The organism is Mycobacterium gordonae (genome assembly GCF_002101675.1).
In the GTDB taxonomy this organism is placed as follows: domain Bacteria; phylum Actinomycetota; class Actinomycetes; order Mycobacteriales; family Mycobacteriaceae; genus Mycobacterium; species Mycobacterium gordonae.
In genome coordinates this window covers 46,130-60,082 of sequence record NZ_LQOY01000031.1, presented here as the reverse complement: position 1 = coordinate 60,082, position 13,953 = coordinate 46,130, and the positions used below count along the sequence as shown (strand labels likewise).

Sequence of the window (13,953 nt, the reverse complement as noted above, 5' to 3'; positions counted from 1 at the left end):
CGGGACTACTGCGCCGAACGCACCGCGATGATGCCCACCCGCCGCCGCACCCGCGCCCAAGACCGCGCCCACCGCGTCGCCGCCGAACGCCGCCACAACCGCCAAGCCCGCATCGCCGCCACCGGCCCACCCGACAACGAACCCCCACCCTTTTAGCTGGGCGGCCGGTCTCACCAGGCGACGGCGAACCGACGCCAGTCGCCCGGTACACCCTTGAGTCGATGGGTGCCGTGGTCGGTGAACTCCTGGCCTGAGCCGATCACCAGGTCGCGCACCCGCGCGCCGGTATGCACCGCGGTCCCACTACTGTCGGCACCCCGCACCTCGCAACCTTTTTGAGGGCGACTCACTCCGCCTGCCAGGTCCACCCCGAGACCTGCGGGTCGTCCTCGCCATGTTCGCGGGTGTAGTTGCGGGCAGACAGGCGCGCGTCGACCATGCGCTGGCGCAGTCCGCCTGCGCTGCTGGCCAGACCCTGCACCCGGTCGATCACATCCATCACCAAGTGGAAGCGGTCCAGGTCGTTGAGCATCACCATGTCGAAAGGCGTCGTGGTGGTGCCGCGTTCCTTGAAGCCGCGCACGTGCATGTGATGGTGGCCGGCACGGCGGTAGGTCAGCCGATGGATCAGCCAGGGGTAGCCGTGATAAGCGAAGATCACCGGCTTATCGGCAGTGAACAACGCGTCGTATTCGTTGTCGGGCAAGCCATGCGGGTGTTCGGTGTCGGGCTGCAGACGCATCAGGTCGACCACGTTCACCACCCGCACCGCCAGGTCCGGCACCTCGCGGCGCAGAATATCCGCAGCAGCAAGGATTTCCAGCGTCGGAATGTCGCCCGCGCAGGCCAACACCACGTCGGGTTCACCAACAGCGGTGCTGGCCCACGGCCAGATCCCCAGGCCCCGGGTGCAGTGCAGGACCGCCTCCTCCATCGACAGGTAAGACAGCGCCGGCTGCTTGCCCGCCACGATGACGTTGATGTAGTTGCGACTACGCAGGCAGTGATCGGCGACCGACAGCAACGTGTTGCCGTCCGGCGGCAGGTACACCCGGGTCAGCTCGGCCCGCTTGTTGGCGACGAGGTCGATGAAGCCGGGATCTTGATGCGACGCACCGTTGTGGTCCTGGCGCCACACATGGGAGCTGAGCAGGTAATTCAATGACGCGATCGGTCGCCGCCACGGCAGATCCAGCGTGGTGGCCAGCCACTTCGCATGCTGATTGAGCATCGAGTCGACGATGTGCACGAACGCCTCGTAGCAGTTGAACAGCCCATGTCTGCCGGTCAGCAGGTAGCCCTCCAGCCAGCCCTGACACAGATGCTCCGACAGCACCTCCATAACCCGGCCATCGGGCGCGAGGTGGTCGTCGTCCGGCTCCGTGCGCGAGACCCACACCCGGTCGGTGGCGCCGAACACCGCATCGAGGCGGTTGGAGGCGGTCTCGTCGGGACCCATCAACCGGAACCGGTCGGGGTTGCGCTTGATGACGTCACGCAGGAACGTACCCAGCACGCGGGTCGCCTCGTGCGTCGCGGCGGCGGGCCGCTCCACCGACACGGCGTAGTCGCGGAAGTCCGGCAAATCCAGATCGTGCAGCAGCACTCCGCCGTTGGCGTGCGGGTTGGCGCTCATTCTCCGGTCACCCTGGGGCGCAACGGCTTTCAGCTCAGGCCGCAACCTGCCGTCGCCGTCGAACAGCTCCTCGGGCCGGTAACTGCGCAGCCATTCCTCCAGCTGCGCGCGATGCTCGGGGTTGTCGTGCGTGGCGGCCAACGGCACCTGGTGTGCGCGGAAGGTGCCCTCCACCTGCCGTCCGTCGACCACCTTCGGACCGGTCCAGCCTTTCGGGGTGCGCAGCACGATCATCGGCCACACCGGCCGCTCGCTCGATAGGCCGGAGCGCGCCGCGTGCTGAATCGCCGCAATGTCGTCGAAGGCGTCGTCGAGGGCGGCGGCCAGCTGCCGGTGCACACTGGCGGGGTCGTCCCCGGCGACCATGATCGGCCGATAGCCATACCCGCGCATCAACGCCTCGAGCTCGGCCTCGGGGATTCGCGCCAACACCGTCGGGTTGGCGATCTTGTAGCCGTTGAGGTGCAGGATCGGCAACACCGCGCCGTCGACGGCGGGATTGAGAAACTTGTTCGAATGCCAACTCGTGGCCAGCGGCCCGGTCTCCGCCTCACCGTCGCCGACCACGCAGGCGACCACCAGATCGGGGTTGTCGAACGCCGCGCCGTAGGCGTGCACCAGCGCGTAGCCCAGCTCGCCACCCTCGTGAATGGATCCCGGCGTCTGTGCCGCGACGTGGCTGGGAATCCCGCCCGGGAACGAAAACTGCCGGAACAGTTTGCGCAGCCCGTCGGTGTCTTCCTCGATGCCCGTATAGACCTCGCTGTAGGTGCCTTCGAGGTAGGCGTTGGCCACCAGGCCGGGACCGCCATGGCCGGGCCCGGTGATGTAGATGACGTTGGCGTCGCGATTGCGGATGACGCGATTGAGGTGGGCGTAGATGAGATTGAGCCCCGGCGTCGTTCCCCAGTGGCCGAGCAGCCGGGGTTTGACGTGCTCGGCGGCCAAGGGCTCGGCCAGTAGGGGATTGTCCAACAGGTAGATCTGGCCGACCGAGAGGTAGTTGGCGGCTCGCCAGTAGGCGTCGATCAGGGCACACTCGTCGTCGGGAAGTCTCATGGGGCTCATCTACCCGATTGTCGAGACCTCAAATGAACTCCGTCTTACGAGTTCATTCCTCCCCGCGGGCACGGGCCTCGTAGGCGCGGCGCTTTTCCACGTCGATCTGGTCGGTGAAGACGTGGTCGCCGCCGATCAGTCGGTTCAACGCCTCGGCGGCGCGCCGCGGCCAGAATTTCTGCGACGTGACCACGGCGCCGGCGATCTTCGTGATCCGCACCCGCGGCTTGGGCTGAGCCACCAGTGCGACAATCGCATCCGCGATCTCGGCCGGCTCCGCGTTGCGGAAGCCCTTCATACCGGAGGTGCCCGCCACGAGTTCAGTGTTGACGAACGTCGGCAGCACCGAGGAGAAATGCACGCCGGCCGAGCGGTATTCCAGCCGCGCCGAGTCGGTGAACCCGAGCACCGCGTGCTTGCTGGCGACGTAGGTGGCCAGCCCGACGATGTGCATCTCCCCGGCCAGGGACGCGATGTTGATGACATGGCCCTGACCGCGCGGCACCATGCGCTGAGCCGCCAACTTGCTGCCCAGGATGACGCCGTAGACGTTGATGTCGAGGATGCGCCGGGTGACGGCGTCGGGCTCGTCGATGATCCGCCCCACCGGCATGATGCCGGCGTTGTTGACCAGCACGTCGATCGGTCCGAGCTGACGTTCCACCTGATCGAGGAAGTCCGAGAACGAATTCGCGTCCGTCACATCGAGTTTGCCGTACACCTCGAGACCGAGGTCGGCACCCGACTCCTTGACCGTCGCTTCGTCGATGTCACCGATGGCGACTTTGGCGCCCAACTTGTGCAGCGCGGTCGCCGTCGCCAACCCGATGCCCCGCGCTCCGCCGGTGATCACCACCACCTTGTCACGCACTTTCAAACCGACCGATCCCGAATCTGTCATGGCAGACACGTTAGGCCGCTGGATACTGCAACGATGACGGAGGTGCGTGACGCCGTGCCGGCCGACGCCAGTCAGGTGGCCGACGTGCACGTGCGGTCCTGGCGGTCGGCATACCGCGGCCTGATCGACCAGGATTACCTGGACAGCCTCACCCCGGAGTCCTGGACACACCGCTACCAGTTCGGGCGCATGGGTCTGCGGGTACCCACCACCTTGGTCGCGGTGGCTGACGGCACCATCTGCGGCTTTGCCAGCGTGGGCCTCTGCCGGGACGACGACCTGGCCGATCATGGTGAGCTGATGGCGATCTACGTGGACCCGCGTTATGTGAACACCGGCGTCGGACGTCTGCTGGTCGGTGCCGCCCGGGAGCGGTTGGCCGACCGCGGCTTCGCCGCCGCCACCCTGTGGGTGCTACGCGACAACGACCGGGCGCGCCGGTTCTACGAGCGCGACGGCTGGCATCCCGATGGTGCGAGGCGCACCAGGTCCTACGGCGGCAGGCCGACCGAGGAGGTGCGGTACCGCCGCACCCTGGGTTGACTACGGTGATGCCATGCCGGAGAAGCTCCTCGACGGAGTCCGAGTCGTGGACTTGTCCGTAGCTGACGCCGACGCGGTCACCCGCCTGCTGGCCGATCTGGGGGCAGACGTTCTCAAGGTGGAGCCCCCGGGCGGTAGCCCGGCACGCACAGCCTTGCCGACCCTGGCCGGCGCCGGCATCTCCTTCGCCGTGCACAACGCCAACAAGCGCAGCACGGTCCTGGACCCGGACCGCGACGGCGACTGCCGGCGACTGCTTGACCTGGCCGCCACCGCCGACATCCTCGTCGACACCGGCCAGACCGCTGCCTACGGCACGTCCGGGACCGACCTGGCCGACCGCTACCCACATCTGGTGGTGCTGTCGATCAGCGATTTCGGCGCCACTGGCCCGCGCTCGTCCTGGCGGGCCACCGACGCCGTGCTGTATGCGATGTCCGGAGCGCTGTCGCGTACCGGCCCCACCGTCGGAACCCCGGTGCTACCGCCGATCGGGATCGCCTCGGCCACCGCGGCGGCGCAGGCCGCCTGGGTGGCACTGGCCGCCTACTACAACCGATTGCGGTGCGGCACAGGCGATTACATCGACTTCTCCCGGTTCGACGCGGTGGTCATGGCGCTCGATCCAGCGTTCGGCGCGCACGGGCAGGCCGCCGCGGGCGTCCGCAGCGGCAGTCGCTGGCGGGGTCGGCCCAAGAACCAGGACGCGTACCCGATCTATCCGTGCCAGGACGGCTACGTGCGGCTGTGTGTGATGGCGCCGCGGCAATGGCGCGGACTGCGCCGCTGGCTGGGGGAGCCGGGGGATTTTCAGGACCCCAAGTACGAGGCGATCGGCGCCCGATTCGCGGCGTGGCCCCAGATCAGCGTGCTGGTGCAGGCGTTGTTCGCCGGGAAGACCATGAAGGAGCTGGTGGCCGCCGGACAGGCACACGGGGTGCCCATCGCGGCGGTGCTCACCCCCGCCAGGATTCTGGCGTCGGAGCATTTTGAGCAGGTCGGGGCAATCACCGACGCCGAACTGGTGCCGGGCGTACATACCCCGGTGCCCACCGGCTATTTCGTCGTCGACGGCGAGCACTGCGGTTTCCGGACACCGGCGCCCACCGTCGGGCACGACGAGCCGCGCTGGACGGCCGACCCCGCGCCGGCACCGCCAACCTCGGGCGCGGCCGGGGATTACCCCTTCCGAAACCTGCGGATCCTGGACCTCGGCATCATCGTCGCCGGCGGCGAACTGGGCCGGCTGTTCGGCGACCTGGGCGCCGATGTCATCAAGGTGGAATCCGCCGAGTACCCGGACGGTCTGCGGCAGGCCCGCGCCGGCGACGCGATGAGCGAGTCGTTCGCCTGGACCCACCGCAATCACCGCGCCCTGGGCATCGATCTGCGCAGCGTGAAAGGCAAGGAGATTTTCTCCCGGCTCGTCACCCAGGCCGATGCGGTGTTCGCCAACTTCAAGCCGGGAACCCTTGGCTCCCTTGGCTTTGACTACGACACCTTGGTCGCGCTCAACCCGCGGATCGTGCTCGCGGGCAGCAGCGCGTTCGGCAACACCGGCCCATGGAGCACCCGGCTGGGCTACGGACCTTTGGTGCGGGCGACGACGGGCGCCACCCGCGCCTGGACCTCCGATGACGCCCCCGCCGACGGCGCACGGCACGCGTTCTATGACGCGACGACGATTTTTCCCGACCATGTCGTGGGGCGTATCGCGGCCACTCTGGCACTGGCCGCCCTGATCCGCCGTGACCGCGCCGGTCAGGGCGCCCACGTGCACATCTCGCAGGCGGAGGTTGTCGTCAACCAACTCGACACGTTGTTCGTCACCGAGGCCGCGCTGGCCGCCGGTATGGCCGAGGTCCACGCCGACACCAGCGTGCACGCCGTCTGCCCGTGCGCCGGCGACGACGAATGGTGCGTGGTGTCCATCGGCACCGAAGCTGAATGGGATTGTCTGGCATCGCTTCTGGTCCAGCCGGCCGACGATTGCGGCAAGTTGGTCGCCGAGCTCAAGCGGTGGACCGGCGCACGTACAGCGGTGCAGGCGGCTCAGATGCTGCAGGATGCCGGCCTCGCGGCGGGCCCGATGAACCGGCCGCCCGACATCCTCGAAGATCCGCAACTGATCGAGCGAAAGCTGTTCAGCGACATGACACATCCGCTGATCGCGCGTGTCCTGCCCGCCGAGACCGGACCGGCTCCGTTTCGCCATATCCCACCCGCCCCGCAACGCCCGGCCCCGCAACCCGGCCAGGACACCCGGGCGATCTGCGCGCGGCTGCTCGGGATGAGCCCGGACGAGGTGCAGCGTTGGATCGACGAAGGCGTACTGTTCGCAGCGGACGAACCGGAGGCAGGCCCGTGACATCTTCAACCGCACAGTTTTTCGCTGACGGCCAGTTCCGGACCGCCGACGATGCCGAACCGGTGGTGGAAGCGGCGACCGGCGAGCCGCTCGGCGCCGGCGCCGTCGTCAGCGAATCCGACCTGGACGCCGCCGTCGCCGCCGCGCGCCGGGCCCTGCCCGACTGGCGGGCCAGCTCACCCGAACACCGCGCCGGGATCCTGAACGCGATGGCGGACGCGCTCAAGGCACGTGCCAGGGAAACCAGTGAGCTGGTGACCCGGGAGAACGGCATGCCCATCCGCCTGTCGCGCGGCGCCAACGGCGCGTTCCCGGCGCTGCTACTGCGCTATTACGCGCAACTGGTCACCGAGGTACCGATCGAGGAGATTCGGCCCAGCGTCACCGGGCACACCATCGTGCGACGCGAGGCCGTCGGGGTCGTCGGCGCGATCGTGCCCTGGAACTACCCGCAGGCGCTGGCCGCGATGAAGGTGGCGCCCGCGCTGGCCGCGGGTTGCACCATGGTACTCAAGGCGTCGCCCGAAACCGCTTTGGACGCACTGGTTTTCGCCGAGGCTGCAGTGGAAGCCGGCCTGCCGCCCGGGGTATTGAACGTGGTGTCGGGCGGTCCGGCCGTCGGCGCCCGCCTGGTGTCTCATCCCGGTGTCGACAAGGTCGCGTTCACGGGTTCGACCGCGACCGGGCGACTGGTCGCGGAGACCTGCGGGCGCCTGATGCGACCGGTCACCCTGGAACTGGGTGGCAAGTCGGCCGCCATCATCCTCGACGACGCCGACCTGGACGCGACGATCCGCGGCCTGCGTAACGCCTCCTTCGTCAACAACGGTCAGACCTGCCATCTCAGCTCGCGCATCCTGGCGCCTAAATCCCGCTACGAGGAGATCGTCGACGCGGTCGCGGCGCTGGCCGACAGCATGGCGGTGGGTGATCCGCTGGACCCGGGCACCGAGATCGGCCCGATGGTCAGCTCACGCCAACGCGACCGGGTCCTGGGTTATATCGACGTCGGCAAGAACAGTGGCGCCCGGCTGGTGGCCGGCGGCTCGGTGCCCGAGGACCAACCGCGGGGCTGGTTCGTGGCGCCCACGGTGTTCGCCGACGTCGACAACACCGACCGGCTGGCCCGCGAGGAGGTCTTCGGCCCGGTGCTGACCATCAGCGGCTACGACAGCGACGACGAGGCGATCGCGCTGGCCAACGACACCGAGTTCGGCCTGGCCGGCACCGTGTGGTCGACCGACGTCGACCGGGCGACCACCGTCGCCCGTGCCGTGCACACCGGCACCATCGGGGTCAACGACTATGCCCTCGACGTGCGCGCCCCGTTCGGCGGGGTGAAGGCCAGCGGGATGGGCCGCGAGCTCGGCCCGGAGGGACTCGAGGCCTACCGGACGCTGAAATCGATCTACCGGACCGGACCGGCCTGAGCCCGTCGCGATAAGTTCGACCTATGCCCGTGGACCCCAGGACTCCGGTGCTGATCGGCTACGGCCAGGTCAACCACCGCGACGAGCCAAACCCCGACGGACCGTCCATCGAGCCGGTCGACCTGATGGTCACCGCCACCCGGGACGCCGCGGACGCCGCCGTCGTCGAGGCCTTGCGGGCTATCCCGGTCTCCATCCGCGTGGTGCACATGTTGTCGGCGCACTACCGCAACCCCGGTCAGCTGCTCGGCGAACGCCTGGGCCTGGCCACGTTCGCCGCGAGCTACAGCAGCGTCGGCGGCAACACGCCGCAGTCGCTGGTCAACCAGGCCTGCCTGGACATCCAGCAGGGCCGCGCCGGGGTGGTGCTGATCTCGGCGGCCGAAACCTGGCGCACCCGCAATGCGCTGAAGAAACAGGGCCGCCGCCTGGTGTGGACCGAGCAGGACAACTCCGTGCCGATGCCCGAGGTCGCCGGTGACGACGTGCCGATGGCCGGTGACGCCGAGATCCGGATCAAGCTGGACCGGCCCGCCTTCGTGTATCCGCTGTTCGAACAGGCGCTGCGCATTGCCGGCGGCGAGTCCGTGGCCGAGCACGGCAAGCGGGTCAGCGAACTGTGGGCGCGTTTCAGCGCCGTCGCGGCGGACAATCCGCACGCCTGGATCCGACGCCGCCACACCCCGGCCGAAATCGGGCAACCCAGCCCGCAGAACCGGATGATCAGCTGGCCCTACACCAAGCTGATGAACTCCAACAACATGGTCGACCAGGGCGCTGCGCTGATCCTGACCTCGGTCGAGCAGGCCAGGAAGCTGCGGGTTCCCGAGGAACGCTGGGTGTACCCGCAGGCCGGCACCGACGCCCACGACACCTCGGCCATCGCCGAGCGCGGCGAACTGCACCGCTCGCCGGCCATCCGGATCGGCGGACGCAGGGCACTCGAACTGGCCGGTGTGGGCATCGACGACGCCGACTACGTCGACCTGTACTCCTGCTTTCCGTCGGCCGTCCAAGTCGCCGCCGCCGAGCTGGGCCTGGCCACCGACGATCCAGCGCGCCCGCTGACCGTCACCGGCGGCCTCACCTTCGCCGGCGGACCGTGGAGCAACTACGTCACACACTCCATCGCCACGATGGCCGAACTGCTCACCGCAAACCCGGGACGGCGGGGCCTGATCACTGCCAACGGCGGTTACCTGACCAAGCACAGCTTCGGCGTCTACAGCACCGAACCCGGCACCAGTGAATATCGCTGGGAGGACGTTCAATCCGAGGTGGATCGGGAACCCACCACAGTCGGGCTGGTGGAGTGGGAGGGCACCGGCACCGTCGAATCGTGGACGACGCCGTTCGATCGGGACGGACAGCCGGAGAAGGCGTTCCTGGCCGTCCGAACGCCCGACGACGCCCGCGTTCTTGCGGTGATCACCGATCCCGCCGCCGCGGCGGAAACAGTGCGCGACGACATCGCCGGGGCCAAGGTGGCCGTCGCCGCTGACGGCACCGCGAAACTGCAGTAAACCGGACGGGTCACGGTACAGACTCAAAAGTGCGCAAGGCAGGCCGGCGTGCTTATTGTCGTGTGCATATCCCGGGGAGGTGACGCTACGTGCACGTGCTGCTGACCGACGCCGCAGGCACCGTCGGGCGGTTCGTCGCGCGCCAGCTCGTCGCGGCCGGTCACACGGTCAGCGGCATCGCCCCTTACACCCATGACCACCTCGACCCTCATGTCGATTTCGTCTGCGCCTCGCTGGACCACCCGGTGCTGATGCAGCTGGCCGCCGACGCCGACGCCGTGATTCACCTGGCCCCGGTAGACACCAGCGCTCCGGGCGGGGCGGGCATCACCGGCGTCGCGCACGTGGCGAACGCGGCGGCGCGAGCCGGCGCCCGGCTGCTGTTCGTGTCGCAAGCCGCCGGGCGTGCGGAGCTGTACCGCCCCGCAGAGACGCTGATATCCACCGGCTGGGCGCCGAGCCTGGTCATTCGCATCGCACCGCTGCTGGGCCGCCAGCTCGATTGGATGACCTGCCGCACGGTCGCCGCGCTGATGCGTGCCAAGGTCTCCGCGCGCCCCGTCCGCGTGCTGCACATCGAGGACCTGGTCCGCTTCCTGGTCGGGGCGGTGAGCACCGACCGCTGCGGCGCCGTCGACCTGGCGACTCCGGACACCACCAACCTGATCACCGCCTGGCGGGTGCTGCGATCCGTGGACCCCCGGTTGCGCCTGCACGGGGTCCGCGGCTGGGAGAACCTGGTGCCTGACTTGGATATCAGTGCGGCACAGGAAGATTGGAAGTTCCAGTACGGGTGGCTGGCGCTGGACGCGGTGGTGGACACCGGCCGCGGCCTGGTCGGCCGCAAGCTTGATCCCAGGGGCGCGACCACCGGGTCAGGGCAGTTCCCGCTACCGGTGGAACCCCTGCCGCGGTCGGCCGCGTCGGACGACACTCCGCTGCGCAGCGTGGCTCCCGAGGGGATGGAAGGAGAGTTCGACGACCGCGTCGACCCTCGGTTCCCGGTCTTCAGCACGGCCAGCCTCACCGGCGCGCTGCCGGGTCCGCTGACCCCCATCACGCTGGACGTGCAATGCAGCGGACTGCGCGCTGCCGGGCAGGCGATGGGGCGGGTACTGGCGCTGGGTGACGTGGTGGCGCAGGAATGGGCGAACAGAGCCATCGCGGTGTTCGGTCACCGCCCTTACGTCGGGGTGTCCGCGAACATCATCGCGGCGGCACAATTGCCGGGCTGGGACGAACATGCGGTGGCTCAGCAGACCCTCGGCGCAGAGCCGCCGGCCGCTGAGCTGCTGCCGTTCGGGCGGCCAGAACTGACCGGCGGCCCGCGCGGATCGGTCGCCAAGGCGGTCGTCACGGCGCGGTCGCTGGCGCTGTTGCGTCACCTGCGCACCGACACCCAGGCCTACGTCGCCGCCGCGACGCAGGAACACCTCGACGGCGAGGCGCTGGCCGCGTTGCCCGACGCGGCCCTGGAAGTCCGAATCCGGCTGTTGCGCGACCGCATTCATCAGGGCTGGATTTTGACCGGACTGTGGGTGATCGATTCCGGAATCACGGCGGCGGCCCTGGAACGGACCCGCGGGGGATCCGGGATCTCCGGTGTCGGCGTGATCATGGAAAGCCGACGAATCGCCTCCGAAATCGGGGCGCTCGCGGCGGTGCTGCGCGCCGACCCACCGTTGTGCGCACTGGCCGCCGACGGCAACGTCGGCAGCATCCGGGCGTTGTCCCCGGCGGCCGCCGCGGCGATGGACGCTGCCGTCACCGCGCTGCGGCACCGAGGACGGGGCGAGGCCGAGCTGGCTAATCCGACGTTCGGCGACGACCCCGCACTGCTGTTGGCAATGGCCGCCGAGGCCGCCACCGGGCCCGAGGTGCCCTCACCCCCCGGCTCGCTGGCGCAGCGGTTGGCCGACAGCGCGCGCAACTCGCGGGAGCTGGCCCACGACACCACCATCAGGTTCACCCATGAGCTGCGAATGACGTTGCGGGAGTTGGGAGCTCGGCGGGTAGCGGCCGATCTGATCGACGCCGTGGACGACGTCTACTATCTGCTGTGCGATGAGCTGGTCGTCATGCCGGTCGACGCGCGGCTTCGGATCAAGCGTCGGCGCGCCGAGCGGGAACGGCTGCAGGCCCAGCATCCCCCCGACATCATCGGCCCGGATCATTACCCGCGTTGACTCACCAGCTCCCGCAACGTCAACGCGTTCCGCACCGCATGTCCGCCCAGGTCATTGTTGAAGTACATCCACACGTCGCGGCCTTCACCGGTCCACTCGTTGATGCGATCGGCCCAGCCCTTGAGTTCGTCGTTCGAATAGCTACCGGTGTACATGGCGTCCTGGCCGGGGCCGTGCATCCGGACATACACCAGGTCGGTGGTGGCGCGGGGGATACACGCCAGCCCGGCGCCGCTCATCACGACGTACGCGGCGCGGTGCTGCTCCAGCAGTGCGAACACCGCCGGATCGTTCCACGACGGATGCCGCAGCTCCACCGCGGTCCGGATGGACGGCGGCACACTGGCCAAGAACGAGTCGAGCCGGGCGTCGTCGCGCTGCTGGCCGGGATGCAATTGCACCAGCAACACTCCGTGCCGGTCGCCCAGCAATTTCCAGCAGCGTTCGAACCGCTCGATCCACGGTTCCGGGGAGCCGAGCCGGCGGTAGTGGGTGAGGCCCCGGTGGGCCTTCACCGACATGGTGAACCCGGCGGGGAGCTGGTCGCGCCATCCGGCGAATGTCGACTCCTTCGGCCAGCGATAGAAGCTGGCGTTCAGCTCCACCGTGTCGAAGACCTCGACGTAACGGCGCAACCGCCGCGCCGAGGGCAGTCCCACCGGGTAGAGCACGTCCACCCAGTGGTCATACGACCACCCAGAGGTGCCTATTCGCACGGTCATCGAGTCAACCGGTTACCCGCAAGCGCACCGCGTCGTGCAGCGAGGCGCGTACCGCGCAGATCGCCGCCGAAGCCGGTACGCACGTGCTCGGCGATGCCGGTCAACCGGGTGACGGAGCTCGTGCGCAGCCCGGCTGTGAACAGTTCCTTGGCGGCGCGCACCGCGATCGCGGCGTCGAGCCGGATGCCGGCCTGCTCCGCATACGTGGTGCCGGCCACCTTGAGCAGCCGTCTAACCCGCCGCTCGTAAGCGTCCATAGCGGCGGCGTACCCGCACCGCCGCAACGCAAACGCATGCTGTCACTTGGGCGGCAGGCTGCGGGCATGATCGGCGCCGCGCGTCACCCAATTGCGAAGCTGGCGTTTGGTTTTCACACCTTCGGGCGCCACCCGAAGCCAGCCGCGGGTTTCCCGGCCGGCCATCACCATCGGGCTCACGTGCGCCTGCTTGAGCAGCTTGTCGGTGTCGTCCCGCGGCACCCGCACCAGCAGGCCACCCTGACTGCTGACGGCCACCGCCATGTTGCCGCCGATCAGGAAAGCCAACCCACCGAACATCTGCTTCTCGTCGGTCCGCGCGCCGGCCAGCAGCTCACGGATCCGGTTGGCGAGGTCGGTGTCGTAGGCCACGACCGGCTCAGTCCAGGTCCACTCGAATGGTCAACAGGTCGGTGCCCATCAGGCGCACGACGGCACTGTTGAGACGTGGCAGATTTCCCAGCCGCCGCAAGGGGTCGTCCTCTGGCATCAGGTGGGCGGTACCGCTGCGCCATTCGCCGTCGATGCGAACCCGTACGGCCGGGTTGGCCTTGAGGTTTCGGACGTAGTCCGAATGTTCGCCATGCTCAGACACCAACCAGAACTGGTTGCCGACAACCCGCCCGCCGACGGCCGTGAGCCGGGGCTGACCCGATTTGCGCCCCGTCGTCTCCAGCATGGTGACCGGCAGTTTGCGGCCCAGCGGATTCACGACCAACCGTTGGACGCGGTGCACGACCTGCCGTTTGAGGCTCACCGCGCTGATTTTGCCACCGGAACTCCGAGTGCGCGTAGCACCCATTCCCGGGGGACGTGGAACGACAAGGCCCGCCGCGGAATGGTGGTCAGCACCGCTTCTGGGATGGCGGTCTTGTAGGTGAGTGTCAATCGGCCGGAGAACTTCGCGTCGACCTCGCTGATGTCGACATCAAGGCTGAGGCCTTCGGCAGAGAATTCGGCGTGAACGGGTCCCTGATCGGGCTCATCCCAGCGCACGTCGAGGGCGCGGCCCGCCAACCGCGGCACCGTCGACAAGGTGCCTACCACCCGCTGAGAAGTGATCGCCAGAGCACCGACATAGCTTCGGATGTTGCCCTTGGAAACCTTGCCGGGCACCGAGCCGGTGAATCGGAAGGTCACGGGAACGAACTCGGCCAAGTGAACGACGTTCTCAGCCTGAATCTCGGCCCGCAGGTCGGCGGGCAACTTGCCGATCCCGAGCATCTTGCGTAAGAGCACAGCCATTTGTGCACCATAGCGCCTCGTCGGCGGAAATCACTGCAACGAAAACAGCCGCCCCCTTTCGGGGGCGGCTGCCACGTTGCGGT

13 protein-coding genes are annotated in these 13,953 nt (G+C 68.5%); 5 read left to right on the top strand and 8 right to left on the bottom strand.

Translation table 11 applies throughout. From position 1 onward, the window contains the following. Window positions 1–170: 170 nt before the first annotated feature. Genes AWC08_RS34965 through AWC08_RS05685 form a run of 3 tightly spaced genes read right to left on the bottom strand, consistent with a single transcriptional unit; the run spans window position 171 to window position 3,596 of the window. Entirely contained in the window at window positions 171–323 is a 153-nt protein-coding gene (locus AWC08_RS34965) for a hypothetical protein (protein WP_308207280.1), read from the bottom strand. A gap of 23 nt (window positions 324–346) precedes the next feature. Next, window positions 347–2,704, bottom strand: a complete 2,358-nt coding sequence (locus AWC08_RS05690; RefSeq protein WP_065132039.1) for a phosphoketolase family protein — start codon at window positions 2,702–2,704, stop codon at window positions 347–349. A gap of 43 nt (window positions 2,705–2,747) precedes the next feature. Further along, window positions 2,748–3,596, bottom strand: coding sequence for an SDR family oxidoreductase (locus AWC08_RS05685; RefSeq protein WP_065132040.1), 849 nt, complete (start codon window positions 3,594–3,596; stop codon window positions 2,748–2,750). 33 nt (window positions 3,597–3,629) lie between these two features. Here AWC08_RS05685 and AWC08_RS05680 point away from each other — a divergent pair, with 33 nt between their 5' ends. From AWC08_RS05680 to AWC08_RS05660, 5 genes are all read left to right on the top strand, one after another. Further along, window positions 3,630–4,139: a GNAT family N-acetyltransferase gene (locus AWC08_RS05680; RefSeq protein WP_069435045.1), complete on the top strand. Its 510-nt coding sequence runs from the start codon at window positions 3,630–3,632 to the stop codon at window positions 4,137–4,139. Between the two features lie 13 nt (window positions 4,140–4,152). Further along, window positions 4,153–6,507, top strand: coding sequence for a CaiB/BaiF CoA-transferase family protein (locus AWC08_RS05675; RefSeq protein WP_069435046.1), 2,355 nt, complete (start codon window positions 4,153–4,155; stop codon window positions 6,505–6,507). After that, window positions 6,504–7,937: an aldehyde dehydrogenase gene (locus AWC08_RS05670; protein WP_069435047.1), complete on the top strand. Its 1,434-nt coding sequence runs from the start codon at window positions 6,504–6,506 to the stop codon at window positions 7,935–7,937. Before AWC08_RS05675 ends, AWC08_RS05670 begins: the two co-directional genes overlap by 4 nt. A gap of 23 nt (window positions 7,938–7,960) precedes the next feature. After that, complete coding sequence (locus tag AWC08_RS05665; protein WP_069435048.1) at window positions 7,961–9,460, top strand: acetyl-CoA acetyltransferase; 1,500 nt, start codon at window positions 7,961–7,963, stop codon at window positions 9,458–9,460. 89 nt (window positions 9,461–9,549) lie between these two features. Then, window positions 9,550–11,646, top strand: a complete 2,097-nt coding sequence (locus AWC08_RS05660; RefSeq protein WP_069435049.1) for a Rossmann-fold NAD(P)-binding domain-containing protein — start codon at window positions 9,550–9,552, stop codon at window positions 11,644–11,646. Here the strand turns inward: AWC08_RS05660 and AWC08_RS05655 are convergent. The 5 genes from AWC08_RS05655 to AWC08_RS05635 are packed head-to-tail and all read right to left on the bottom strand — an operon-like array spanning window position 11,634 to window position 13,870. Next, window positions 11,634–12,368: a DUF72 domain-containing protein gene (locus tag AWC08_RS05655; RefSeq protein ID WP_065135940.1), complete on the bottom strand. Its 735-nt coding sequence runs from the start codon at window positions 12,366–12,368 to the stop codon at window positions 11,634–11,636. The genes AWC08_RS05660 and AWC08_RS05655 overlap by 13 nt on opposite strands. Continuing rightward, window positions 12,365–12,625, bottom strand: coding sequence for a hypothetical protein (locus AWC08_RS05650; RefSeq protein WP_085087499.1), 261 nt, complete (start codon window positions 12,623–12,625; stop codon window positions 12,365–12,367). The genes AWC08_RS05655 and AWC08_RS05650 overlap by 4 nt, the downstream gene beginning before the upstream one ends. Before the next feature lie 42 nt (window positions 12,626–12,667). Next, complete coding sequence (locus AWC08_RS05645; protein WP_065135938.1) at window positions 12,668–12,997, bottom strand: TfoX/Sxy family protein; 330 nt, start codon at window positions 12,995–12,997, stop codon at window positions 12,668–12,670. Between the two features lie 7 nt (window positions 12,998–13,004). Beyond that, entirely contained in the window at window positions 13,005–13,427 is a 423-nt protein-coding gene (locus tag AWC08_RS05640; RefSeq protein ID WP_083271432.1) for a nitroreductase family deazaflavin-dependent oxidoreductase, read from the bottom strand. Next, window positions 13,379–13,870: a hypothetical protein gene (locus AWC08_RS05635; RefSeq protein WP_065135936.1), complete on the bottom strand. Its 492-nt coding sequence runs from the start codon at window positions 13,868–13,870 to the stop codon at window positions 13,379–13,381. Before AWC08_RS05635 ends, AWC08_RS05640 begins: the two co-directional genes overlap by 49 nt. Window positions 13,871–13,953 lie beyond the last annotated feature (83 nt).

Coding starts and splice junctions, on each gene's coding strand:
- AWC08_RS05680 (WP_069435045.1), top strand. CDS start 3,630: ATGACGGAGGTGCGTGACGCCGTGCCGGCCGACGCCAGTCAGGTGGCC.
- AWC08_RS05635 (WP_065135936.1), bottom strand. CDS start 13,870: ATGGCTGTGCTCTTACGCAAGATGCTCGGGATCGGCAAGTTGCCCGCC.
- AWC08_RS05640 (WP_083271432.1), bottom strand. CDS start 13,427: ATGGGTGCTACGCGCACTCGGAGTTCCGGTGGCAAAATCAGCGCGGTG.
- AWC08_RS05665 (WP_069435048.1), top strand. CDS start 7,961: ATGCCCGTGGACCCCAGGACTCCGGTGCTGATCGGCTACGGCCAGGTC.
- AWC08_RS05685 (WP_065132040.1), bottom strand. CDS start 3,596: ATGACAGATTCGGGATCGGTCGGTTTGAAAGTGCGTGACAAGGTGGTG.
- AWC08_RS05690 (WP_065132039.1), bottom strand. CDS start 2,704: ATGAGCCCCATGAGACTTCCCGACGACGAGTGTGCCCTGATCGACGCC.
- AWC08_RS05675 (WP_069435046.1), top strand. CDS start 4,153: ATGCCGGAGAAGCTCCTCGACGGAGTCCGAGTCGTGGACTTGTCCGTA.
- AWC08_RS05655 (WP_065135940.1), bottom strand. CDS start 12,368: ATGACCGTGCGAATAGGCACCTCTGGGTGGTCGTATGACCACTGGGTG.
- AWC08_RS05650 (WP_085087499.1), bottom strand. CDS start 12,625: ATGGACGCTTACGAGCGGCGGGTTAGACGGCTGCTCAAGGTGGCCGGC.